Below are 23,791 nucleotides of genomic sequence, written 5' to 3'. Positions count from 1 at the left end.
CTAATCCTCCCTGAGATACAGCCGGTACCCGGCCAACTCGCCGGCCGGACGGTAGCGCCGGAAGGTCTCCGCGAAGAGGGGGTGACGGCCGAAATAGGCGAGGAAGTCGAATTCGCTGCCGCACCAGGGGATCCCGGGGTTGCGGGAGACCAGCACGGCGGCGGGCGGGGTGCGGGCGAAGTCCTCGGCGACGGTGCGGTAGACGAAGAATTCGGCCCGGCTCATCTCCCAGGTCTCGCGGTAGCGGGCGCCGTTGGCCGGGCAGCGCTCGTACACGCCCTGCAGCAGCCACAGGTTCATGGTGCGCAGGGTGGACTGGGCGCCGGCGTAGTTCAGCGCCGGGTAGACCGGGTAGATGTCGGGCGAGAGCACCAGGAGGCGCTCGTCCTGGGCCTGCTGGCGCAGCCAGGCGGCGAAGCGGCCGGCGCTGGAATCCGCGTAGCTGATCTGCCGCCAGGGGGATTCCGTGCCGGTCACGCCGTAGGCGGCCAGGGCGAAGGCGGCGCCGGCGGCGAGCGCCGGCGCGGAGAGCCGGGCCCGGGCGGGCGAGAGCGCCCCGTCCAGCCAGCGCGCCGCCAGCACGAGGCCGAGGGTGGCGGCGAACATGCGCACCGGCAGGACGTGGTAGCTCCAGCCCTTGTGCTGCGCCCAGGCGGAGGCGATGGCGCCGATCCCGGCCAGGGCCAGGGACTGCGCCAGCGTGCCGCCGTTCCGGCCGCGCCGGAAGGCGGGGGCCAGGAAGGCGACGGCGGCGAGCGGCAGCAGCAGCGCGACCGCGGCGCCGAGCTTGTCGCCGAACACCACCTGCCACCAGGCGAGGCCGCCGAGGTCGAGGTAGTAGTCCCAGACCAGCGGCAGCACGTAGCCCGTGTAGTCCGGGAACAGCACCGGCAGCGAGGCGAGGTAGAGCAGCCACACCCCGGCCATGGTCCAGGGCACCGGGTCGCGGAAGGCGCGGGCGGGGCCGCGGCGGAGCAGCACCAGCCCCTCCACCAGCGCCGGGATGGCGAGGAAGTGCGGCTTCAGCGCGAAGCCGAGCCCGGCCAGCAGCGCCGTGGCCAGCACGAGACGGCGCGAAGGCCGGGGGCCCTCCACCCGCAGGTCGGCGAGCAGCAGGTAGGGCAGGGCGAGCACGGCCATGATCTGCTCGCGCTGGCCGAAATCGTAGCCGGCGACGAGGCAGAGCAGCGGCACGGCGACGGTGAGCACCGCCGCCTCCACCGGCCCTTCCGCGCGCCCCGCGCGCAGCCGCGCGCAGAGGCGCCAGACACCCGCGTAGAGCAGCAGCAGGCAGAGCAGCAGCGCCTGCGGCCCGTCGACGAGGGGCAGCCAGTGCGCGATCGCGGCCGGGATGGCGCTGAGCACGAAGATCAGCGGCGGGTTGACGTCGATCAGGTCGGTGTAGAGGCGCTCGCCGGCGACCCAGCGCTCGGAGAAGTTCAGCACCGCCGCCACGTCGTGGTTGAGCGGCGGTGCCAGCACGATGCACAGGAAGCCGAGCAGCGGCAGCCAGGCGAGCAGCCTTGCCGGGCGCAGCCGTGCCGCCGGCAGGCTGCGCAGCACCGCGCGCGGCGTCAGCGTGGGCGTCTCGCGCAGGGGCTCCGCCCCGCCCGGCGCGGCCGGCACGGCGTGGGGCGCGGCGCCTGGCCCGGGGAAGGGGCTGGGCCCGGGGAAGGGATCGTTCGACGAGGTCATCAAGGCGGGCGCATCCTTGGGCGCTGCCACTGCAATGTGCAACCGCATTGCGGCCAGGATGCGGCGCGCCGCTTGCCGGGCGGTTACCTGGCGGCCGCAGGGAAGGCGCGGAAGTCGCGCCGGCGGCGGGATTCCGGACGATGCGCGGGCGGACGGGCGGCGGGACGCGGGACAGCCATGCGCGCGGCATTCCGTGCGTGCCGACGGCAAGCATGCGCCGGCATGGTTGCGGCCGGCGTGGTGACTTATCCTTCATTCGTCATCATATATGATACGAGTCACGACTTGTTGGCGCGACCCTTGCCATGTCAAAACTAAACTATTCCCCCGGACCATGCCGGTCAGGGCCCCGTTCCTCGCCGGCCCGCCGGCATCGCCGATCCCCTTTGGCCTGACCCTCTGGCCTGACCTTTTGGCCTGACACGCCCGCCGGCCCTGTCGGCCCGATCCGTTGGAGTGCCCGTTGGAAGCAGCCGAGTACGCGCTGATGGAGGCGGTCGAGGACCGCATGTGGTGGTACCGGGCCGCGCATGCGCAGATCCTGGCCGTCCTGGCGCGCCGGCCCGGCGCCGAGGGGCCGGTGCTGGATGCCGGCTGCGGCACGGGCGGGGTGCTGCGCCGGCTGTGCGAGGCGCTGCCGGAACGGTCCGCGCCGCCGGCCTCCTTCGGCCCCGCCATCGGGCTGGAATACGCGCCCGCCGCCGCCGCCGCGGCGCGGCGCAAGTCCGGCGCGCCGGTGGTCGCGGGCGACATCAACGCCATGCCTTTCGCGCCGGCGAGCTTCGGTGCCGCCGTCAGCCTGGACGTCCTCTGCCACGCGGCCGTGCGGCCGGCCGAGGCGCTGGCCGAGTTGCGCCGCGTGCTGCGCCCGCGCGCGACGCTGGCGCTGAACCTGCCCGCCTTCGCCTGGCTGCATTCCGCGCATGACAGGCGGGTGCACAACGCGCGCCGCTTCACCGCGCGCGGCATCGCCGCCCTGCTGCGCGAGGCCGGGTTCGAGCGTATCGAGACCCGCTACTGGAACGCGCTGCTGCTGCCGCTGATGATCCTGCAGCGCAAGGTGCTTCGCGGCCGTCACGACGACGCCAGCGACGTCGCCCCGTTTCCGCCACGCCTCGACCGCATGCTGCATGCCGTCACGGCGCTGGAGCGGCGCCTGATGATGCACGGGATCGCCTTCCCGGCCGGCGGATCCGTGCTGGCAGTGGCGACCCGGCCGTGACCGAGGAGCCTTCCGCCATGGACACGCTGCCGCCACTCGGCGCCGGTGACCACTACCTGAGCCTGCCCGCGGCTGCCCGCCCGCCCGCCGGCCGCCATCCCGTCGGCCTTTCCATCGTGGTGCCGGTCTATCGCGGCGCCACCACGGTGGGGCGGCTGGTGGAGGCGCTCTCGCAGCTCCGCCCCGAGGGCGGGCTGGAGGTGGTGCTGGTCAACGACGGCAGCCCCGACGATTCCGGCCCGGTCTGCCGCGCGCTCCAGGCCGGCGCGACGATCCCCGTGATCTACATCGAGCACGCCCGCAACTTCGGCGAGCACAACGCGGTCATGACCGGGCTGCGCCACGCGCGGGGCGCCTACGTCATCACCATGGACGACGACCTGCAGAACCCGCCGGACGAGGTGGTCAAGCTCTACGACCACACGCGCCTGAACGGGCTCGACGTGGTCTACACCCGCTATGCCGAGAAGAAGCACGCGCCCTGGCGCAACCTCGGCTCCCACTTCGCCAACAAGATCGCGGACTGGCTGCTGGACAAGCCGAAGGGCCTCTACCTCTCCTCCTTCCGCTGCATGTCGGCGCTGGTGGTGCGGGAGGTGACGCGCTACTCCGGCCCCTACCCGTACATCGACGGCCTGGTCATGCAGGTGACGCAGCGCATCGACAGCATCGAGGTCAAGCACTTCGCGCGCGTCGAGGGGCGTTCCAACTACACCGTCAAGCGCCTGATCCGCCTCTGGCTGAACCTCGCCACCAACTTCTCGGTGCTGCCGCTGCGCCTCGCCGTGTTCGCGGGCGCCGCGATGGGCGCGCTCGGGCTGGTCGGCGCGCTGCTGACCGTCACCGAGGCGCTGACCGGCAGCACGCCCTCCGGCTGGGCCTCCTCCATGACCACCATGCTGCTGATCGCCGGCGTGCAGTTCCTGATCCTCGGCGTGCTCGGCGAGTATGTCGGCCGCGCCTTCCTGTCGGCCAACGGCAAGCCGCAGGGCGTGGTGCGCGAGCTGATCGTGCCCGCCGGCACGGGCGCGGAGCCGGGGCGGAAAGACCCGGCATGATGCCGTTCTGGCTCGCCCTCGCGGCGGCGATCTTCACGTCGGTGTTCGGGCAGGTGCTGCTGAAGGTGGGGGCGACGGGCACGGTCGCGGACCTCGATGCCGGCCCGCTCGGCAGCTTCATGGCGCAGATCCTGCGCTGGGAGACCGTGGTGGGCATGTGCCTCTACGGCGGCGCGGCCCTGCTCTACATCGTGGCGCTGCGGCGCATCCCCATGTCGGTGGCGCTGCCCTGCACCGCCGCCTCCTACGTGGTGGTGACGCTGATCGGCTACTTCGTCTTCGGCGAGACGGTCGGGGCACGGCAGGTCGGCGCCATCGCCCTGATCTGCTGCGGGGTGCTGCTGCTGGCGACGGCCTGACGGGCGTCTTCCCCCGGCGGGGCCGCCAGGGGTGTGGTCCCCTGGCGGAAAGGGGCGGGAGGGCGGCGCCCTCCCCGCCGTCAGTGGGCCGGCTGGCCCGCCGGCGTCATCTCTCCCGGCATCACCGCGTCGGTGGTCTCGTCCACCACCACCTCGCCCGCCAGCACGCGCCGCGCCTGGGCAAGGTCGATGTCCTTCTCCCAGGACGCGACCACCACCGTCGCCACGCAGTTGCCGATCAGGTTGCCGAGCGCGCGGGCCATGCCGACGAACCAGTCGACGGAGAGCACCAGCACCAGCCCGATCGCCGGGATCGCCGGCACCGCGTTCAGCGTCGCCGCCAGGATCACGATGGCCGAGCCCGGCACGCCGTGCGCGCCCTTCGAGGTGACCAGCGAGACACCCAGGATCAGCAGCAGGTCGCCGATCGAGAGCGGCGTGTTGGTCGCCTGCGCCAGGAACACCACGGCCAGGGTGAGGTAGATCGAGAAGGCGTCGAGGTTGAAGGAGTAGCCGGTCGGGATCACCAGCCCCACCACCTCCTTGCGCACGCCCATCCGTTCCAGCTTGCGCATGATCTGCGGCAGCACCGCGTCCGAGGAGGCGGTGGCGAGCACGATGGTCAGCTCCTCGCGCAGGTAGGCGAGGAAGCGGAACAGGCTGAGGCCGACGAACCGCATCAGCAGCCCGAGCACCACCACCACGAAGAACGCCACCGCCACGTAGAACAGCACCACCAGCGAGGCGAGCTGCTGCAGCGAGCCGACGCCGTAGCGCCCGACCGTGTAGGCCACGGCGCCGAGCACGCCGAGCGGGGCGAGGCGCACGATCATGCCCATGGCGCGGAACAGCACGGTGGAGACGGCGTCGATCAGCGCCGTCACCGGCCGTCCCTTCTCGCCCACCAGGGAGAGGGCGGTGCCGAAGATCACGGCGAAGAACAGCACCTGCAGCACGTCGTTGCGCGCCAGCGCGTCGAAGGCGGTGGTCGGCACGATGTTGAGGATGAAGCCGCCGATGCCGCCGCTCTGGAGGCTGTGGGCGTTGTTGGCGTAGCGGCTCAGCGCCTGCCCGTCGAGCGAGGCGGGGTTGACGTTCATCCCGTGGCCCGGGCCGAACAGCCAGGCCAGCAGCAGGCCGACCACCAGCGCCACCGTGGTCATCACCTCGAAGTAGACCAGCGCCTTGACGCCGACGCGCCCGACCTTCTTGAGGTCGCCCGCCCCGGCGATGCCGTGCACGACGACGCAGAACACGATCGGCGCCACGATCATCGAGATCAGCTTGAGGAAGGCGTCGGAGAAGAATTTCAGCCCCTGCGCGAATTCCGGCGCGCCGACGCCGAGCAGGATGCCGAACAGCAGGCCGACGAGCACCTGCACGAAGAGCGACTTGTAGAGCGGCGGCCGTTTCGCGGCGGCCGGGAGGGAGGGGGTCATGGTCGAACCTTTCCGGGAGGCGGTGGTCGTGTCTCTGGCTGTCTGCTTCGGGATTCAGGGACGCTGCTTCGCGTCCGCGCCCTTGGGCAGGAGCCGCAGCGCCTGCCGGAGATCGAGCAGCGGGTCGCGCTCGATTCGTCTCGTGAGTCCGGCCTCGACATGGCCGATATGGGTCACCATCAGCGCGGCCGCGCCGGCGAGGTCGCCGGCCGCCATCAGCGCCACGATCCGCTCGTGCTCGTCGCAGGATTCCGTGGCGTCGTGGGTGGACTGGTAGAGCGCCGAGATCAGCACCGTGCGCGCGGTGAGGTCGCGCAGGATCTCGGCCAGGGTGCGGTTGCCGAGCGCCTCCACCATGCAGACGTGGAAGTCGCCGAGCAGGTAGGAGCGCGCGCCGATGTCGTCGCCCGCGATCGCCTCCCGCTCGCGCCGCACGTGCTCGCGCAGCGTCTCGATGGTCTCGGGCGGGATGTCCTTCATGGCCAGCAGGATGCCCATCTCGACGGCGCAGCGCGCCTGGAACGCCTCCTGCGCCTCCTCCAGCGAGGGCTCGATCACGAACCAGCCGCGGCGCGGGCTGACCTGCAGGATGCCGCGCGCCTCCAGCCGGATCAGCGCCTCGCGCACCGAGGTGCGGGAGACGCCGAACAGCGCCGCGAGCTGCTGCTCGCCGAGGCGCGTGCCGGCGCGGATGCGGCCGGCCAGGATGGCGTCCACGATCACGCGGTCGATGGGGGTGGATGGCTGCTCCACGGGGCCGGCCTGCCTTTCACGCTTGCATGCGAGACTGATGGGCGGATCTGATCGCCAAATCTTGTATGCAAGCCTGATGCCACAGTCTCGCTGCTGGCTGGAAAGGCAATCCGGGGCCGCGCGCGCCGCCTCCTGCCCGCGCGGCAGGCGGCCGGTGCCCAATCCATGGGCTTGCCGGTGCCCGGCTTGCCGGCTGCCGGGGCCCCGCCTAGGCTCCGTCCCGGGCCACGCCCCCCCAACGGGGCGCATCTGCTTCTGGAAGGGAGCACAAGCAATGAGCAGCACCGGCAAGCCGGCCACCCGCCCGTCCAACCCGCAATTCTCCTCCGGCCCCTGCGCCAAGCGCCCCGGCTGGTCGCTCCAGGCCCTCGCGGGCGCCTTCACCGGCCGCTCGCACCGCGCCGCCGCCCCGAAGGCGCGGCTGGCCGAGGTGATCGACCGCTCCAAGGCGATCCTCGGCATGCCCGAGGGCTGGCGGCTGGCCATCGTCCCCGCCTCCGACACCGGCGCGGTGGAGATGGCGCTCTGGTCCCTGCTCGGGCCGCGCGGCGTGGACATCCTGGCCTTCGAGAGCTTCTCCAAGGACTGGGCGACCGACGTGGTGAAGCAGCTCGCGCTGAAGGATGCCCGCGTGCTGGAGGCGCCCTATGGCCGCCTGCCGGACCTCGCGCAGGTGGATCCGAAGCGCGACCTCGTGCTCGCCTGGAACGGCACCACCTCGGGCGTGCGGATGCCGGACGGCGATTTCATCGCCGATGACCGCGAGGGGCTGGTGGTCTGCGACGCCACCTCCGCCGCCTTCGCCATGGACCTGCCCTGGGCGAAGCTCGATGTCGTCACCTGGTCCTGGCAGAAGGTGCTGGGCGGCGAGGCGGCGCACGGCATGCTCGCCCTCTCGCCGCGCGCGGTCGAGCGGCTGGAATCCCACACCCCGTCCTGGCCGATGCCCAAGATCTTCCGCATGACCAAGGCGGGGAAGATCAACGAGGGGCTGTTCCGCGGCGAGACGATCAACACCCCCTCCATGCTCTGCGTCGAGGACGCGCTGGACGGGCTGCGCTGGGCGGAATCCGTGGGCGGCCTCAAGGGGCTGATCGGCCGTTCCGAGGCCAACCTCGCCGCCGTCGCCGCCTGGGTGGAGCGCACGCCCTGGGCCGCCTTCCTGGCCGAGGCGCCGCGCACCCGCTCCTGCACCTCGATCTGCCTCACCTTCACGGCCCCCTGGTTCACGGCGCTGGACAAGGACGCGAAGGCGGCCGCCGCCAAGCGCGTCGCCACGCTGCTGGAGAAGGAGGGTGTCGCGCTCGACGCCGCCAGCTACCGCGACGCCCCGCCCGGCCTGCGCATCTGGGGCGGCGCCACCATCGAGACGGCGGACATCGAGGCGCTGCTGCCCTGGATCGACTGGGCCTACGCCCAGGTCGCGGCCGAATACGCGGCGAAGGCGGCCGAGTGATGGACGGCACCTTCGAGCGGCAGGGGAAGCCGCGCGTCCTCGTCGCCGACAAGCTCTCGCCCGCCGCGGTGGAGATCTTCCGCGCCCGCGGCATCGAGGCGGATCTGCGCCCCGGCCTCGCGCCCTCGGCGCTGCGCGAGATCATCGGCACCTATGACGGCCTCGCCATCCGCAGCGCCACCAAGGTGACGCGCGAGCTGCTGGCCGCCGCCGACCGGCTGCGCGTGGTCGGCCGCGCCGGCATCGGCGTCGACAACGTGGACGTGCCCGCCGCCACGGCGCGCGGCGTCGTCGTGATGAACACGCCGCACGGCAACGCCATCACCACGGCCGAGCACGCCATCGCCATGCTCTTCGCGCTCGCCCGGCAGATCCCGGAGGCCTCGGCCTCGACGAAGGCGGGGAAGTGGGAGAAGAACCGCTTCCTCGGCGTCGAGGTGACGGGCAAGACGCTCGGCGTGATCGGCTGCGGCAACATCGGCGCGATCGTCGCCGAGCGCGCGCAGGGGCTGCACATGCGCGTCGTCGCCTACGACCCCTACCTCTCCGAGAAGCGGGCGCTGGAGCTGGGCGTCGAGAAGCTGGAACTGGACGCGCTGCTGGCGCGCGCCGACTTCGTCACCCTGCACGTGCCGCTGACCGAGCAGACGCGCAACGTCATCTCGCGCGAGGCGATCGCGCGCATGAAGCCCGGCGCGCGCCTCATCAACTGCGCCCGCGGCGGGCTGGTGGACGAGGCGGCGCTGCACGAGGCGCTCGTCTCCGGCCACCTCGCCGGCGCGGCGCTCGACGTGTTCGAGACCGAGCCCGCGACGGAAAGCCCGCTCTTCGCGCTGGAGAACGTGGTCTGCACGCCGCATCTCGGCGCCGCCACGGCCGAGGCGCAGGAGAAGGTGGCGCTGCAGGTGGCCGGGCAGATGGCGGATTTCCTGCTGACCGGCGCGGTGAGCAACGCCGTCAACACCCCCAGCGTCAGCGCCGAGGAGGCGCCGCGGCTGCGCCCCTACATGGCGCTGGCGCAGCGCCTCGGCGCGCTGGCCGGGCAGCTCGCCGCCTCGCCGGAAGGCCAGGCGGCGGGGGCGATCCGCGCCATCCGCGTCGAGTACGAGGGCCACGCCGCCGAGCTGAACCGCCGCCCCCTCACCGCCGCCGCCGTGGCCGGGGTGCTGGGGGCGGTGCTCGACAGCGTCAACATGGTCAACGCCCCGGTGGTGGCGCGCGAGCGCGACATCGAGGTGGTGGAGACCACGCGCGAGCGCTCCGGCGAGTACCAGACGCTGCTGCGCGTCGCGATCGCCTGCGACCGCTTCGAGCGCACGGTGGAGGGCACGCTCTCCGCCGGCGACCGGCCGCGCCTCGTCTCGCTCAAGGGCATCGCGGTGGAGGCCGACTTCGCGCCGCACATGCTCTACGTCACCAATCAGGACCGGCCGGGCTTCATCGGCCGCTTCGGCACGGCGCTGTCGGAGGCGGGGATCAACATCGCCACCTTCCACCTCGGCCGTGCCGCCCCGGGCGGCGACGCGGTCTGCCTCGTCGCGGTGGACGGGCCGGTGCCGGACAAGGTGCTGGCCGGCATCCGCGACCTGCCGCTGGTGCGGCAGGCGACGGCGCTGGCCTTCTGAACGGGCCGGGGCGGCCCCGGCCTCGCCGCCCCCCTCCCCGCTCCCGCGCAAGGGCGGGACCCTCCCGCCTTCACGTGCTCCGGGTCGGGATTCCCGGCCGCCGGGCCCTTTCCTCGGCCTGGAGGCCGGCATGGCGACCCCCCCGGGGGAAATCCGCGCCGCCGCGCCGGCGGTCCGCCGCATCGTGTGGCGGATGCCACATTCCTGCGCAGCCCGCCGCATGGCCGGCCGGCCTCACCCGGGGCGGCGCGCCGCGTCGGCACCCGGCACGGATCTTGCTGCCCAGCCCCGCAGATCCGCACCTGCGCAGCCCGCGCCGGCAGGGGCCCGCGTCGCGGGCATTGTCCGGTCCCGGCGCCACGGCAGGACCCGGAGCGCTTCGGGAGCATCCATGACCAGCCATCGCCCCACACGCCGCGCCGTCCTGGGCGGCCTCGTGACCGCCGGCGCCCTGGCCACGCCCGCGCTGCTCGCGCGCCCGGCCAACACCCAGTCCCTGCGCCGCGTCACGCTGACCCTGCCCTGGGTGGCGGAAGGCTCGAACCTGTTCGCCTTCGTGGCGAGGATGAAGGGCTACTGGTCCGACCAGGGTCTCGACGTGCAGATCAGCCGCGGCTACGGCTCGGTGGCGGCGGCACAGGCGACCGGGGCCGGGCAGTTCGACTTCGGCATCGCCGCCTCCTCCTCGCTGATCCAGCAGGCGGCCAAGAACCTGCCGCTGGTCGGGCTGGCGTGCAGCGGCTACGACGCGCAGATGGGCATCGGCGTGCTCGCGGGCAGCCCGATCGCCGAGCCGAGGCAACTGGAAGGCAAGCAGCTCGGCGGCACCACCACCTCGGGCGAGTACCCGTTCCTGCCGGCCTTCGCCCAGCGCGCCGGCTTCGATCTCTCGAAGGTCAGGCTGGTCACGGTGGATCCGCAGGTGCGCCAGCGCATCCTGGCCGACCGCACCGTGGACGCGATCTGCGGCTTCGCCGGCTCGATTGCGCCGAGCCTCGCCGCCCAGGGCGTGCAGACGCGCTTCATGCTCTACAGCGCCTTCGGCATGCGCTTCTACGGCAACTACCTGATGACGCAGCGCGAGCGGCTGCGCACCGACGCGGCGCTCTGCGACGCGGTGGCGCGCGGGCTGATGCAGGGGATGAAGTTCGCGCTGCTCGACCCGGCGGAATCGATCCGCCTGTTCATGCGCGCCGTGCCCGAGATGGCGCTGACCGCGGGCGCGCAGGAGACGATCCGGGTCGGCCTCGGCATCTTCCGCTACTCCGCCATCCCGCCGGCCGAGGTGCAGGACCAGCCGCTCGGCTACACCCCGCCCCAGCCCTTCGACGGCATGATCGACATGACCATGGCGGCCCTCGGCGCGGCCGGCGACCAGCGTCCGCGCCTGGCCGACATCATGACCAACGAGCACCTCGGCGGCGTCTCCATGAGCGAGGCCGAGCTGAAGCAGGCGCGGGACGGAGCGGCGGAGTTCGGCCGCTACCTGCGTTGAACGCCCCTGCCTCGGCCCCGAAGGCCACGGCGCTGGCAAGCCCGGTCCCGGCCGGCCCCCAGGGGAGCGTGCAGGCGCGGCCGCCGACGCCGCGCCCGGACTTCATCAAGGTCGAGTCGGCGCGCAAGGTCTACGCCACCGGGCGAGACACGGTGGAGGCGGTCTCCGACGTCTCCTTCAGCGTCACGCGCGGGGAGTTCGTGGCGATCCTCGGCCCCTCGGGCTGCGGCAAGTCGACGCTGCTGATGATGTGCGCGGGGCTCGAATCCATCACCTCCGGCCGCATCGGCATCGATTCCATGCCGATGACCGGTCCGCGCGAGAGCATCGGCGTGATGTTCCAGGACAGCACCCTGCTGCCCTGGAAGTCGGTGCTGGAGAACATCCTGTTCCCCGTCCGCATCATGCGGCGGCCGGTGCGCGACTACATGGACCGCGCCCGTTCGCTGCTGGCGATGACCGGGCTGACCGGCTTCGAGCACAAGAAGCCGCACCAGCTCTCGGGCGGCATGCGCCAGCGCGCCGCGATCTGCCGCGCCCTGGTCACCGATCCCGACATCCTGCTGATGGACGAGCCCTTCTCGGCGCTCGACGCGATGACGCGCGACGAGATGAACGAGGCGCTGCTCGGCATCTGGGACCGCCAGCCCAAGACCGCGCTGTTCGTCACCCACTCGATCCGCGAGGCGGTGCTGCTGGCCGACCGCGTGCTGGTGATGACGCGGCGCCCGGCCACCGTGGTCGAGGATCTGCGCATCCCCTTCCCCCGCCCGCGCGACCCGTCGATCGGCGAGAGCGAGGAGTTCAACCGCCTCGTCCGCCACCTGCGCGGGCTGATCGAGCGCGGCCCGCGCGGCGCCGGCGCGCCGCCGGCCATGGCGGCGACGCCGTGAGCCGGCCCCTGGCTTGCCGGCCCCTGGCTTACCGGCCCCTGGCTTGCCGGTCTGGGCGCCGGAAAGGGCGGCCCGGCGCGCGGCGGGTGGCCCGATGAGCGAAACGGCGCTCGCCCTGCCGGTCGCCGCGCCGGCGCGGCGCGGCTGGCGCGTCGGCGAATGGGGCTGGGCGATCGGGCTGCCGGTCGGCTTCACCCTGGTGCTGCTCGCCCTCTGGCAGGCGGCGGCGGACCTGTCCGGCATCCCCACCGTGCTGCTGCCCTCGCCGCTCGCCGTGCTGCGGCGCGCCGCCGAGGTGTGGCCCGAGCTGCTGGACAATGCCCGCTACACCGGGCTGGAGGCGGTGCTCTCCTTCCTGATCGCCTCCCTGCTCGGCGTCGCCGTGGCCGCGGCGCTCTCCGCCTCCGAGCGGCTGCGCGAGGCGCTCTATCCCAACCTCGTGCTGTTCCAGCTCATCCCGAAGATCGCGCTGGCGCCGCTCTTCGTGCTCTGGCTCGGCATCGGCTCCGCCTCGCGGCTGACCTTCGCCGTGTTCGTCAGCTTCTTCCCCGTGGCCATCGCGACGCTGGCGGGCCTGGCCAGCGCCGACGGCAACGCGCTGCGGCTCTGCCGCTCGCTGAACGCGCGGGGCTGGCAGACCTTCCTCGCTGTGCGCGTGCCCTATTCGCTGCCCTTCCTGTTCAGCGGCCTGAAGGTGGCGGCCACCATGGCCTTCATCGGCGTGGTGGTGGGCGAGTTCATCTCGGCGCGCGCCGGGCTCGGCTACTACATCCTGTTCGCCAGCTCGCGCGCCGACACGCCGGGCATCCTGGCCGCGATCGGCATGCTCTGCCTGCTCGGCCTCGCCCTGTACGGGCTGATCGCGCTGGGCGAGCAGGCGGCCCGCCGCTGGTGGCGGGGCGGCTGATGGCGGGCTGGTTCCCGCCCGCCGCCGGCCTGCCGCCGCCGCGCCGCGTGGCCACGCCCCGCCTCGCCATGCTGGTGGCCGAGGGCGGGAAGGGGCAGCCGGTGGTGTTCCTGCACGGGCTCGGCTGGGACCACACGCTGTGGAACCCGACGCTGGCGCGTCTCGCCCCGCGCCACCGCGTCGTCGCCGCCGACACGCGCGGTCATGGCGGCAGCGACGCGCCGCCGGGGCCGTACGGCATCGCGCAATTCGCCGAGGACTGGGCGGCGCTGCTCGATGCGCTCGGCGTGCGCGGCGCCTGCCTGGTCGGGCTGTCGCAGGGCGGCATGGTGGCGCAGGCCCTGGCGCTGGCGCGGCCCGACCTCGTCGCCTCCCTCGTGCTCGCCTCCACCGCCTGCCGCTCGCACCCGGCGGCGCGGGAGAACATGGAGGCGCGGATCGCGGCGGCCGAGCGGGAAGGCCCGGCGGCGGCGGCCGAGGTGGCGGCGCGGAGCATCTTCTCCGAGGGCTGGCGCGCGGCGAATCCCGAGGCGCTGCGCCGCTTCCTCGCCTGGCGCACCGCCATGCCGATGGCGCCGCTGAACGAGGCGGTGCGCGCCGCCTACGGGTTCGACCTGCGCGACCGGCTGCCGGGCCTCGCCGTCCCGACCCTCGTCGTGGCCGGCGCGGCCGACACGCTGACGCCGCCCGCGAATTCCGAGGAGATCGCGGCGCTGATCCCCGGCGCCGCGCTGCGCCTGATCCCGGAGGCCGGCCACATCCTGCCGGTGGAGCAGCCGGCGGCCTTCGCCGCGCTGCTCGACGGCTTCCTGGCGCGGCACCACCCCGCCTGATGCCGCGCCCGCCCGAGACTTCCGCGTTTCCCGGACCGCGCGGCGCGTGCGCCCCGTCCGGGCCTGCGCCAGGAGCCCGCCCGATGCCGCATCCATGCACCCGCCCGCGCTGCCGCCCGTTTCGTGGCGATCCCGTCCGGGCCGGTCGGGGGCGCTGAGCATGTCCGGCGCCTCGCTCGCCACCGGTACCACCCCCGGCACCGCCATCGCCGCCAACGCCGCGATGCGCGAGCGGCGGCAGGCGCTGTGGCGCGCGGCGCGGCGCGTGCTGCTGCCCGTGCTCACCGCCGCGCTGGCGCTGGCCGCGTGGGAATGGGGCGCGCGGGCCAGCGGCGTCTCCGCCATGGTGCTGGTGCCGCCGAGCGCGGTCTGGTCCGTGCTCGCCAATTCCTGGCCGATCCTGCTGGAGCACACGCTGGTGACGCTGCGCGAGGTGACGGCGGGCTTCCTGCTCGCGGCCGGCGGCGGCATCGCGCTCGGCACGCTGCTCACCGCCTCCACCCGAATCCGCCAGACCATCCAGCCGCTGGTGGTGTTCTTCCAGCTCATCCCGAAGATCGCGCTGGCGCCGCTGTTCATCGTCTGGCTCGGGGTGGGGCCCTCCTCGCGCCTCGCCTTCGTGCTGTTCATCGCCTTCTTCCCCGTCGCCGTCTCCACCGCCGCCGGGCTGATGAGCGCCGAGCGCAACGCGCTGCTGCTCTGCCGCTCCCTCACCGCGACCGGCTGGCAGACCTTCCACAGCGTGCGCTTCCCCTACGCCGTGCCGCACATCTTCGCCGGGCTGAAGATCTGCGCCACGGTCGCCATGATCGGCCAGGTGGTGGGCGAGTTCGTCACCGCGCAGCAGGGGCTCGGCTACATCGTCATGTTCGCCTCGGCCGCCGCCGAGACGGCGCTGGTCTTCGCCGCCGTCACGCTGCTCTGCGGGCTCGGCCTGCTGCTCTACGGCGTGGTGGCGGTGGCGGAGTGGCTGGTGCTGCGCTGGTTCGGCGCGCCGATCAGCTCCTCGCAGTTCTGAGCGGTGGCGGTGCTCTGCGACGTGGACGCGCTGCAGCCCGGCGTGCCGGTCCTCGCCGGTCCCGACGCGGCGCGGCCGCACGGCGGCACCATCGTGCTGCGTCTCGAAGGCGGCGGCGTGGTCGCGTACCGCAACCGCTGCCCGCATCGCGGCATCCCGCTCGACCGCGACGCGGCGCGGCTGCTCGGCCCCGGCGGGCGGCACCTGCGCTGCACCGAGCACGATGCGCGCTTCCGCCTCGCCGACGGGCTGTGCGTCGCCGGCCCCTGCGAGGGCCGGCACCTCGTCCCCGTCGCCATCCGCGTCGAGCACGGGCGGGTGGTGACGGATGACTGAGAACCGCGTCCCATCCGGGCAGGGACGCGCCAGCGGAGGCAACGCGGCATGAAGCTCGCCATTCCCGACCTGATCTCGCCCTCCTACTTCCCCGCCATCGCGGCGGTGGAGCTGGGCTGCCTCGCCCGCGAGGGGCTCGACGTCTCGCTGGAGATGGTCGCGCCGGTGGAACGCTCCTACGCCATGCTGCGCGGCGGGGAGCTCGACATCGTCGGCGGCTCGGCGCACTCGGCGCTCGCCGCCTTCCCGGACTGGCGCGGCGTGCGGCTGCTCTGCGCGCAGAGCCGGGGCATGTACTGGTTCCTGGTGATGCGCGCGGCGCTCGGCATCGCGCGCGGCGACCTCGCGGCGCTGCGCGGCCGGCGCATCGGCGCGGCGCCCTTCGTCGGGCTGGCGCTGCGGCACCTGCTGCGCGGCCTCGGCCTCGACCCCGAGGCGAACGACATCGGCATCGTGCCGATCCCCGGCACGGAGCGCACCAATTTCGGCGTCGCCGCCGCCCGCGCCCTGGAAGCGGGGACGATCGACGGCTTCTGGGCCAACGGCATGGGCACCGAGATCGCGCTGCGGCGTGGCATCGGCACGCTGGTGCTGGACGCGCGGCGCGACGCGGTGGCGGCGCCCTGGTTCCTCTCCACCATGCCGGTCATGGCCGTCACCGACGAATTCGCGCGCGCGCGGCCCGAGGCGGCGGCGGCGATCGTTCGCGCCACCACGGCGGCGCAGGCGCTGCTGCGCGAGGACCCGGCGCGGGCCACGGCGATCGGGCGGAAGCTGTTCCCGGCCGAGGAGGCGGAAATGATCGCGGAACTGGTCCGCCGGGACGCGCCCTTCTACACGCCCGGACTGCCGGAGGGGTTGGCGGCGGGGCTGGACGGGCTCGGCTTCGACCTCGGCCTGCAGACGCCGGGATCGACGGCGGCGGTGGCGCTGGGCGGCTGACGCCGCCGTGCGGGAACGGGGCGCCGCCCCGGACCCCGGCAAGGAGGGCTCTGCCCTCCTTGCATCCTCCCGCCGGGGGCGAAGCCCCCCGGACCCCCCTGCCCGATTCCGGATCCCGGCGTTCGGGCCGCCACGCTCACAGCGAGCCGGCAACGGCATCCCGACGGAAGGCCCGCACGTCGGGGGGACGGCGAAGGGACCGGTGGCGCCGGTCGTGCCGGATACGACGGGTCAGAACTGCCGCAGCAGCCGGTCGATGTAGTTCAGCTCCTCCGGCGGCCGCTCACGTTCGGCGCCGCGCCGGCGCAGTTCCTCCTGCAGCCGGCGGGTACGCAGCAATTCCGCCTCGTCGGGCATGCGGGTATCCGCGCCGTTGTCGGCGGCCCCGGCCGCCTCCCGGCCGCGCCGGCCGAGCGGGTCGCGCCCCTCGCCGCGCTCGCGCGCCTGCTCGCCGCCCTCGCCGCCGCGCTGCGGATCGCCGGCGGCATCCTGCGGCTCGCCCTCCCCCTCGCCGTCGCCATCCTGCGAGAGACCGAATTGCTGGCGCATGCGGCCGGCCATGTCGCGGCCGCCCTCCTGCAGGGCCCGCAGCGCCCGGCCTTGCGCCTCGCGCGGGTCGTCGCCCTGGCCCAGCGCCTCCTGCGCCTGCCGCATCGCCTGGTCGGCGCGGCCGAGGCTCTCCGGCACCTCGCCGGTCAGGTCGCCGTACTGCTGCATCAGCTCGCCGAGGGCGCGGCGCAGCGCGCGCTGGGTGCGGGCGTCGCGACGCGTATCGGCCTGGGCGTCCCTCGGGGCGTCCGGCCGGCCCCCGGAGCCCTGCTCCCCCTGCTGCGGCCCTCCCTGCCGTCCTTCCCCGGGCGGCGGCCGCAGGCCGGGATAGCGGCCCAGCTCGCGCCGCTCCTGCGCCCGCCGCTGCTCGTCGGCGTCGGCGCGGCGCTGGGCGCGGTCCAGCATCTCGCCCTGTCGGCGCACCATGTCCTGCACCGCGCCCATCTGCTGCTGGCCGCGCTCGCGCTGGCCCTGGCGCTGCGGGTTCTGCATGCGGGCGACGCGGCCCTCCTGCAGCGCCTGCAGCATCTCCTCCAGCTCGGCCAGCTCGCGCTGCGCGTCCTCGTTGCGGCCCTCGCGCGCCGCGTCCTGCATCCGCTGGGCGCGGCGGTCGATCTCGCGCTGGTCGAGGTTGCGCGCCTGCGGGTCGTAGGGCTGGGCCTCGGCGTTCTCCTGCCGCAGCCGCTCGGCCAGCGCCTCCAGGTGGCGGCGCACCGCCTCGCGCAGCTGCTCGATGCGCCGCTGCAACTCCGCCTGCTGCTGCGCGCGCGCCTCGGGCGTCTCGCCGGGGGGCTGGTTCAGCGCCTCGCGCACCGCCTCGCGGGCGGCGGCCAGCGCCCGGCCGGTGCGGTCGGCGCGGCCCTCCTCCAGCGCCAGGGCGGTGTCCCAGAGCAGCGCCTGCACCTCCGGCACCGCCTCCGGCCGGAGGTCGCGCTGCAGCCGGAAGCGGGCGATGCGCAGCGCCAGGAAGGTGGCCGTGTCGTTCTCGAACGCCTCCGGCGCGGCGGCGATCTGGTCGAGCTCCCGCCGCGCCGGGGCGCGCCCGTCGGGATCGAGCGACAGCGCCTTGCGCAGCGCCACCAGGGCGCGCGCGACGGGGTGGTTGAAGCTGCGTTCCGGCAGGGCGAGGGTGACGGTCTCGGACTCGCCCTCCTGCCCGGCGCCGTCGCGGGCGACGAGGCGCAGGGTCACCTCCAGCCCCGCCCAGGGATGCGCGGACAGGTCGGGCTGGGCGGCGCCGCGCGCCTGCTTCGGCGCGCCGCCCGGCAACGGCAGGGCCAGCACCAGCGGCGGCGCCGAGGCCCGCCGCACGAGCCGCAGCTCGGCGCGCAGCGCGGTGACGCCCCAGTCGTCCTCGGCGCGCCAGGGCAGGCGCAGGGCGAGGCCGGTGCGGGCGCGTCCGGGCGGCTCGGTGAAGGCGACGGCCGGCGCCGAATCCGCCTGCACCGCCACGGTCCAGCGCGCCACCTCGCCGCCGTCGCGCCGCACCGCCAGTGTGCCGCCCCGCTCCAGCACCGCCTCGACGCCGAAGCTGGCGCCGTCCAGCGCGCGGAAGGGGGTGGCCGCGCCGTCCTGCACCAGCTCGGGCGCGCCGCCGGCGCCGCCCGAGAGGGCGAGCTGCAGCCGGCTGCCGGCCGGCACCGTCACCTCGCCGCCGCGCGGCTCCAGCAGCACCGGCGCGGCGCCGGTATAGGCGGGGGGCGTGATCCAGCCCTCCAGCCGCAGCGCCGGCGGCGCGGCGGGCGGGGCGAAGCCGGGCAGCAGGGCGCGGCGCAGCCGCTCCGGCGTCTCCGGCCCGGCCACCACCAGCGCGGCGAGCACCGCCAGCAGCAGCCCGCCCCGCAGGGCATGCCGGTCGCGCGCCGCCAGCCCCGGACGCGGCAGGCCGACCCGCAGCCGGCCGAGCTGCGCCGCGGCACGCCGCTGGTGCGCCCGCCACAGCGCCAGCGCCGCCGGATCGTCCGTCACCGGCCGGTCGGCGAGCGCGGCGAGCGGCCGGTGACGCAGGCCGGATTCCTCCTCCAGCCGGCGCTCCGCCGAGGCGGCATCGGGCGCGCGGAAGCCGCGCCAGGCCCGCCAGCCGGTCCAGCCGAGCAGGCCGAGCCAGGCCAGCAGCAGCAGCAGGTGCAGCCAGGCCGGCAGCAGCAGCGGCAGGCCGAGCAGCGCCGGCACCAGCCCCACGCCCAGCACCGCCAGCACCGGCCAGGCGGCGGGCCACAGCGCCTCCCACCAGAGGGCGAGCCGCGCCAGGGCACGCCAGCGGACGAGCCGGGCCGCGAGCGGCGTGGTCGAGGTGGCGCTCATCGGCATCTCCCCGGCAGGATTCGTTCGGGACGGCCCAGGGGAAGGCCCGCGAGGCAGTCCGCGGGATGGCCCAGGGGATTGCCCAAGGGATGGCCCAGGGGATGGCCCGAGGGATTGCCGCGCGTCGCGCCGCGCGGCCGTCGCATCGCCGTCCTGCCGGGGGCGGTCAGGGCGTCGCCTCCGCGGCGGGACCCGTCGCCAGCCAGTCCGGCACGCGCTGGCCGGCGAGCAGCGCCTCGAAGCCCTGGCGCTCGCGCACCACGGCGAAGCGGTCGCCATCCACCAGCACCTCGGCGGCGAGCGGCCGCGCGTTGTAGGTGCTGCTCATCACCGCGCCGTAGGCGCCGGCATCGAGGAAGGCGAGCAGGTCGCCCGGGGCGAGCGGCGGCAGGGCGCGGCCGCGCGCGAAGGTGTCGCCGGTCTCGCAGACCGGCCCCACCACGTCGGCGGGCGAGAGCGGCGCCGCCCGGGCGGCGGCGCCGACCGGCACGATGCCGTGCCACGCCTCGTACATGGCCGGGCGCACCAGGTCGTTCATGCCGGCGTCGCAGATGGCGAAGCGCCGCGCCTCGCCGCGCTTCTCGATCACGACGGAGGCCAGCAGCACGCCGGCCGGCCCCGCGATCCAGCGGCCGGGCTCGATCATCACCGGCAGGCCGAGCGGCCCGAGCGTGGCGCGGATGGCGCCGGCCAGCGCCTCGGGCAGCGGCGCCGGCTCGTCGCGGTAGGGGATGCCGAGGCCGCCGCCGCCATCCAGCCGCTCCACCGGCAGGCCGCGCGCCCGCAGCTCGCGCACCAGCTCGGCCATGCGGGCATAGGCGGCGCGGTAGGCGGCCATGCCGGCGGTGATCTGGCTGCCGATGTGCATGGCGATGCCGACCGGCCGGATGCCCGGCATCGCCGCCATGCGCGCGTAGAGCGCCACCGCCTCGTCGTAGGCGACGCCGAACTTGTTCTCCGAGAGGCCGGTGGTGATCTTGGCGTGGGTGCGGGCATCCACGTCCGGGTTGACCCGCAGCGCGACCCGCGCCGTGCGGCCGAGCGAGGCGGCCAGCGCCGAGAGCATCGCCAGTTCCTCGGCGCTCTCGGCGTTGATCTGGTGGATGTCCTCGTCGAGGGCGAGGCGCAGCTCCCGCCCGGTCTTGCCGACGCCCGAGAAGACGATGCGCGAGGCCGGGATGCCGGCGGCGCGGGCGATGCGCAGCTCGCCCTCGCTCACCACGTCGGCCCCGGCGCCGGCCTCGGCCAGCACGCGCAGCACGGCGAGGCTGGTGTTGGCCTTCACGGCGAAGTGGATGCCGGCATCGAGCCCCGCCCCGGCCAGTGCGTCGCGCAGCCGGGCGTAGCGGCGGCGCAGCGCGCCGGCGGAATAGATCCAGGTGGGGGTGCCGACGGCGGCGGCGATGCGGGCGAGCGGCACCTCCTCCATGGTCAGCCCGTCCAGGGCGTGCAGGGAGAGGTGCGGGCGCTGGGCGATCAGCTCGGCGAAGGAGGGGTCCTCGGCAGCGGCCGGGACGAGCGCGGGGGAAGCCATCCGGCTAATGTGCGGTGCGGCGACGGGCGCGCCAAGCATGATGATGTCCCGCGCGCCAGCACGATGACGTTCCACGCGCCAGGGCGCGATGCCGTTCCACGCGCCGGGGCGCGATGCCGTCCCACGCGCCAAGGCGTGATGACGCCCCAGGCGGCAAGCGCGATGACGTCCCACACGCCAGGCACGATGATGTCCCACGCGCCGGGGCGCGATGACGTTCCACGCGCCAGGGCGCGATGATGTCCCACGCGCCGGACGAGATGACGCCCGGATGCCCCAGGCCGGACCTGACCGGCCACCCGTCCCGTGCCAGAGTCGCCCGGATGCAGCCCGACCCCATCGAATTCCTTCGCCGCGACTCCGGCTCCTCCCCCGGCCCCGCCCTCGCCTACCGACGACGGCCCGGTCGCGGCCCCGGCGTGATGTTCCTGGGCGGCTTCCGCTCCGACATGACCGGCGCCAAGGCCGAGGCGCTGGCCGATTTCTGCGCCCGCCGCGGCCAGGCCTTCCTGCGCTTCGACTATTCCGGCCACGGCGCCAGCGAGGGCCGCTTCGAGGACGGCACGATCGGCCGCTGGACCGAGGACGCGCTCTCGGTCCTGGACCGGCTGACCGAGGGGCCGCAGATCCTGGTCGGCTCCTCCATGGGCGGCTGGATCGCGCTGCACCTCGCCCTGCGCCGGCCGGAGCGGGTGCGCGGCCTGCTCGGCGTCGCCGCCGCGCCCGACTTCGTGACCGAGCTGATGCTTCCGGCCCTGACCACCGAGCAGAGCCAGGCGCTGGCGGTGGAGGGCGTCGCCCACCTGCCGAGCCAGTACGGCCCGCCCGTGCCGATCACCCGCGCGCTGATCGAGGACGGGCGCCAGCAGGCGCTGCTCGGACGCGCCATCCCGCTGGAAATCCCGGTGCGGCTGCTCCAGGGCCAGATCGACCCGGACGTGCCCTGGCGCCATGCGCTGCGGCTGATGGAGGCGATCGAGGGCGACGACGTGCAGCTCACCCTGCTCCGCGACGGCGACCACCGCCTGTCGCGCCCGCAGGACCTCGCCCTGCTATGCGGGACGCTCGCCCTGCTCCTCCTGCAGAATGGCGCGTAGCCCCTCGCGGTAGGTCGGGTACAGCCACCGGATGCCGAGCAGCGCCTGCGTGCGGGCGCTGCTCACCTCGCGCCGCTCCGACCAGAAGGAGCGCGCCATGGGCGACATGGCCGCCTCCGCCTCGGCGAAGGAGAGCGCGGGCGGCGGCGGCACGCCGAGCAGCCGTGCCGCCTCCTCCACCACCGCGGCGCTCTCGGCCGGCTCGTCGTCCACGAGATGCAGCACGCGCGTGCCCGAGGCGGCCTTCCCGGCCGCCGTCTGTTCCATCGCCGCCAGGGCGGCGTTCTGTTCCATCGCCGCCAGGGCGGCATGGGCGATGTCGTCGCGGTGGATGCGCGAGAAGCGGTGGCCAGGGCGGATCACCCGCCGCGCCGTGCCCTCGCGCAGGTCGTTGAGGGCGGAGCGGCCGGGGCCGTAGATGCCGCCCGTGCGCAGCAGGTCCACCGTGCGGCCCGTCGCCAGCGCCGCCCAGCCCAGCTCCGCAGCCAGGCGCCGCCGGCCGCGCTCCTGGCGCGGCGCCGGCGGCGTGTCCTCGTCCACCAGCCCGCCGGCGCGGTCGCCGTAGACGGCGGTGGTGGAGACGTAGCCGATCCAGGCGAGCCGCCGCGCCGCCCGGATGGCGCCGGCATGCGCGGCGAGCACCGGATCGCCCGCCGCACCGGGCGCCGCCGTGACGAGCAGATGCGTCGCCGCGGCGATGGCGGGGCCCGCCGCGTCGAAGGGGATCACCTCGATGCCGGGTGGCGCCGGCCGGCGCGACGGGTCGCGGGCCGTGCCGCACACCACCCAGCCCGCCGCCGCGGCGGCGCGCGCCGCGGCCATGCCGGCATAGCCGAGGCCCGCCACCACCAGCCGCCCCGTCGGCTGCCCCGTCTTCGGCTGCCCCGTCTTCGGCTGCCCCGCCGGCCGCTCCGTCTCCGGTTGCCCCGTCGCCGGCCGCCCGGATGCGGCGCCTGCCTCGTCCCCCGATGCTTCCGCCATCACGTCCCCGTCGCTCCCCGCGCCCGCCGCGCCCGGCATCGCCCCGCCTTGCACCGGCCGCACCGCGAGGGCAATGATGCAGCGTCGGGAATTCCGGCCCGACCCGGCGATCTGGCGCCGCTGCCCCGCCTCGTCTAGAGTGGGCCACCATGCGCGCCGCCCGCCCCCTCCTGCTCGGCACCCTGGTCGCCGTGCTGGCCCTGGGTGCCGGCACCGTCTGGAAGCTCGATCTCGGATCCTTCCGGAACGGCGCGGAGACGCCGGTCGGCGGCGCGGCGGCCGAGGCCCCGCCCCGCACCGTCGACGTCGCCGAGACCGGGACGACCGGCGACAACAGCCCGGCCAGTGCCGACGACGAGCTGCTGCCCACCCCGCCGGATCCGCCGCGCCTGGCCGACGGGCCGGAATACGAACGCTGCCTCGCCCTGCTGCGCACCGACGCCGAGGGGGCGCGCGCCTTCGCCGATGCCTGGGAGGCGACCGGCGGCGGCGAGGGCGCGCAGCACTGCGCCGCCCTGGCCATCCTGGCCGCCGGCGACCCGGAGCGCGCGGCGAACCGGCTGGAGCAGATCGCCGGCCGCAGCCATGCCGGCCCCGCCGCCCGCGCCGCCGTCTATGCCCAGGCCGGGCAGGCCTGGCTGATGGTCGGCAACACCGACCGTGCCTTCGGCGCCATCACCCTGGCGCTGACCCTCACCCCCAGCGACATCGACCTGCTGGTCGACCGCTCCGTGGCGCTGGCCGCGGCCGGGCGCTACGCCGACGCCATCGAGGACCTCAACCGCGCCGTGGACCTCGATCCCCGCCGCGCCGATGCCTGGGTGTTCCGCGCCGCCGCCTGGCGGCACCTCGACCGCGTCGAGCTGGCCGCCGACGACGTGGCCCGCGCCCTGGAGGCAGCGCCCGACAACCCCGAGGCGCTGCTGGAGCGCGGCATCATCCGCCAGCTTCGCGGCGACACCGCCGGGGCGCGGGCCGACTGGCGGCGCACCATCGCCCTGGCGCCGGACAGCGCCACCGCCGACCTCGCGCAGCAGAACCTGGCGCTGAACGAGGCGGGGCCGCAGCGCCGCTGAAGCGGGCCGGGCGGCGGGTTCGCCGCCCGCGTGCCCCCCCTGCCCCTGCCCCTGCCCCTGCCCGTCCCCGGTCGCCGCCCTCCCAGCCGGCCCGGGGGAAGCCGCGGCTGAACGGCAGGCGGAGCGGCGCGCCGCCGTTGCGGGGAGGCGGAAGACCGGATCGGCCGGTATTGCCCTAGAGCATTTTCAAGCTGAGCGTCCTCGCTCAGCGGCTCGGAA

General features: G+C 74.8%; 20 protein-coding genes. 14 read left to right on the top strand and 6 right to left on the bottom strand.

What is annotated here, in order from left to right:
* Positions 1 to 1,695 carry a hypothetical protein gene (locus M0638_RS16110; RefSeq protein WP_248668023.1) on the bottom strand — a complete coding sequence of 565 codons (1,695 nt, stop codon included), beginning with the start codon at positions 1,693 to 1,695 and terminating at the stop codon, positions 1 to 3.
* Between the two features lie 463 nt (positions 1,696 to 2,158).
* On the opposite strand from M0638_RS16110, the gene M0638_RS16105 reads away from it, so the two are divergent.
* From M0638_RS16105 to M0638_RS16095, 3 genes are read left to right on the top strand one after another with little or no spacing between them, the layout of a single operon-like run.
* Positions 2,159 to 2,917 carry a class I SAM-dependent methyltransferase gene (locus tag M0638_RS16105; RefSeq protein WP_248668022.1) on the top strand — a complete coding sequence of 253 codons (759 nt, stop codon included), beginning with the start codon at positions 2,159 to 2,161 and terminating at the stop codon, positions 2,915 to 2,917.
* 17 nt (positions 2,918 to 2,934) lie between these two features.
* Positions 2,935 to 3,975 carry a glycosyltransferase family 2 protein gene (locus M0638_RS16100; protein WP_248668021.1) on the top strand — a complete coding sequence of 347 codons (1,041 nt, stop codon included), beginning with the start codon at positions 2,935 to 2,937 and terminating at the stop codon, positions 3,973 to 3,975.
* Positions 3,972 to 4,334 (top strand): DMT family transporter, encoded by a 363-nt coding sequence (locus M0638_RS16095; RefSeq protein WP_248668020.1) that lies wholly within the window; start codon positions 3,972 to 3,974, stop codon positions 4,332 to 4,334. Before M0638_RS16100 ends, M0638_RS16095 begins: the two co-directional genes overlap by 4 nt.
* Positions 4,335 to 4,414: 80 nt before the next feature.
* On the opposite strand, the gene M0638_RS16090 is transcribed toward M0638_RS16095, so the two are convergent.
* Both M0638_RS16090 and M0638_RS16085 read right to left on the bottom strand, forming a co-directional pair.
* Positions 4,415 to 5,773: a dicarboxylate/amino acid:cation symporter gene (locus M0638_RS16090; protein WP_248668019.1), complete on the bottom strand. Its 1,359-nt coding sequence runs from the start codon at positions 5,771 to 5,773 to the stop codon at positions 4,415 to 4,417.
* Between the two features lie 54 nt (positions 5,774 to 5,827).
* Entirely contained in the window at positions 5,828 to 6,526 is a 699-nt protein-coding gene (locus M0638_RS16085; RefSeq protein ID WP_248668018.1) for a GntR family transcriptional regulator, read from the bottom strand.
* A 274-nt stretch (positions 6,527 to 6,800) separates the two neighbouring features.
* Between M0638_RS16085 and M0638_RS16080 the strand changes: the two genes are divergently transcribed.
* The 9 genes from M0638_RS16080 (at position 6,801) to M0638_RS16040 (ending at position 16,031) form a co-directional block, all read left to right on the top strand.
* The gene (locus M0638_RS16080) at positions 6,801 to 7,982 is read left to right on the top strand and encodes a phosphoserine transaminase (protein ID WP_248668017.1); all 1,182 of its coding nucleotides are present in this window, start codon (positions 6,801 to 6,803) and stop codon (positions 7,980 to 7,982) included.
* Positions 7,982 to 9,607 (top strand): phosphoglycerate dehydrogenase, encoded by a 1,626-nt coding sequence (gene serA / locus M0638_RS16075; protein WP_248668016.1) that lies wholly within the window; start codon positions 7,982 to 7,984, stop codon positions 9,605 to 9,607. Before M0638_RS16080 ends, serA begins: the two co-directional genes overlap by 1 nt.
* A gap of 391 nt (positions 9,608 to 9,998) precedes the next feature.
* Entirely contained in the window at positions 9,999 to 11,102 is a 1,104-nt protein-coding gene (locus M0638_RS16070) for an ABC transporter substrate-binding protein (RefSeq protein WP_248668015.1), read from the top strand.
* Between the two features lie 68 nt (positions 11,103 to 11,170).
* The gene (locus tag M0638_RS16065) at positions 11,171 to 11,995 is read left to right on the top strand and encodes an ABC transporter ATP-binding protein (RefSeq protein ID WP_248668014.1); all 825 of its coding nucleotides are present in this window, start codon (positions 11,171 to 11,173) and stop codon (positions 11,993 to 11,995) included.
* A 94-nt stretch (positions 11,996 to 12,089) separates the two neighbouring features.
* The gene (locus M0638_RS16060; protein WP_248668013.1) at positions 12,090 to 12,902 is read left to right on the top strand and encodes an ABC transporter permease; all 813 of its coding nucleotides are present in this window, start codon (positions 12,090 to 12,092) and stop codon (positions 12,900 to 12,902) included.
* The gene (locus tag M0638_RS16055) at positions 12,902 to 13,735 is read left to right on the top strand and encodes an alpha/beta fold hydrolase (protein ID WP_248668012.1); all 834 of its coding nucleotides are present in this window, start codon (positions 12,902 to 12,904) and stop codon (positions 13,733 to 13,735) included. Before M0638_RS16060 ends, M0638_RS16055 begins: the two co-directional genes overlap by 1 nt.
* A 160-nt stretch (positions 13,736 to 13,895) precedes the next feature.
* Positions 13,896 to 14,753 (top strand): ABC transporter permease, encoded by an 858-nt coding sequence (locus M0638_RS16050; RefSeq protein ID WP_248668011.1) that lies wholly within the window; start codon positions 13,896 to 13,898, stop codon positions 14,751 to 14,753.
* Between the two features lie 3 nt (positions 14,754 to 14,756).
* A complete protein-coding gene (locus M0638_RS16045; protein WP_248668010.1) occupies positions 14,757 to 15,089 on the top strand; it encodes a Rieske (2Fe-2S) protein in 333 nt (110 codons plus the stop codon).
* A 48-nt stretch (positions 15,090 to 15,137) separates the two neighbouring features.
* Positions 15,138 to 16,031 carry an ABC transporter substrate-binding protein gene (locus M0638_RS16040; RefSeq protein WP_248668009.1) on the top strand — a complete coding sequence of 298 codons (894 nt, stop codon included), beginning with the start codon at positions 15,138 to 15,140 and terminating at the stop codon, positions 16,029 to 16,031.
* A gap of 231 nt (positions 16,032 to 16,262) precedes the next feature.
* On the opposite strand, the gene M0638_RS16035 is transcribed toward M0638_RS16040, so the two are convergent.
* Together M0638_RS16035 and lysA are read right to left on the bottom strand one after the other, a co-directional pair.
* Entirely contained in the window at positions 16,263 to 18,884 is a 2,622-nt protein-coding gene (locus M0638_RS16035; RefSeq protein ID WP_248668008.1) for a TIGR02302 family protein, read from the bottom strand.
* Positions 18,885 to 19,050: 166 nt separating this feature from the next.
* On the bottom strand, positions 19,051 to 20,418 hold the full coding sequence (gene lysA / locus M0638_RS16030) for a diaminopimelate decarboxylase (RefSeq protein WP_248668007.1): 1,368 nt from the start codon (positions 20,416 to 20,418) through the stop codon (positions 19,051 to 19,053).
* Between the two features lie 323 nt (positions 20,419 to 20,741).
* Here lysA and M0638_RS16025 point away from each other — a divergent pair, with 323 nt between their 5' ends.
* A complete protein-coding gene (locus tag M0638_RS16025; protein WP_248668006.1) occupies positions 20,742 to 21,515 on the top strand; it encodes an alpha/beta hydrolase in 774 nt (257 codons plus the stop codon).
* Here the strand turns inward: M0638_RS16025 and M0638_RS16020 are convergent.
* The gene (locus M0638_RS16020; RefSeq protein WP_345893037.1) at positions 21,471 to 22,496 is read right to left on the bottom strand and encodes a Rossmann-fold NAD(P)-binding domain-containing protein; all 1,026 of its coding nucleotides are present in this window, start codon (positions 22,494 to 22,496) and stop codon (positions 21,471 to 21,473) included. The two genes, M0638_RS16025 and M0638_RS16020, sit on opposite strands and share 45 nt — an antisense overlap.
* A gap of 149 nt (positions 22,497 to 22,645) precedes the next feature.
* Between M0638_RS16020 and M0638_RS16015 the strand changes: the two genes are divergently transcribed.
* A complete protein-coding gene (locus tag M0638_RS16015) occupies positions 22,646 to 23,572 on the top strand; it encodes a tetratricopeptide repeat protein (protein WP_248668005.1) in 927 nt (308 codons plus the stop codon).
* The last annotated feature ends 219 nt before the right edge of the window (positions 23,573 to 23,791 follow it).

The sequence above is a fragment of the Roseomonas acroporae genome, from assembly GCF_023223525.1.
GTDB classification, from domain to species: domain Bacteria; phylum Pseudomonadota; class Alphaproteobacteria; order Acetobacterales; family Acetobacteraceae; genus Roseomonas_E; species Roseomonas_E acroporae.
The sequence above is the reverse complement of the archived record's forward strand: the minus strand, read 5'-3'. Positions and strand labels throughout refer to the sequence as shown.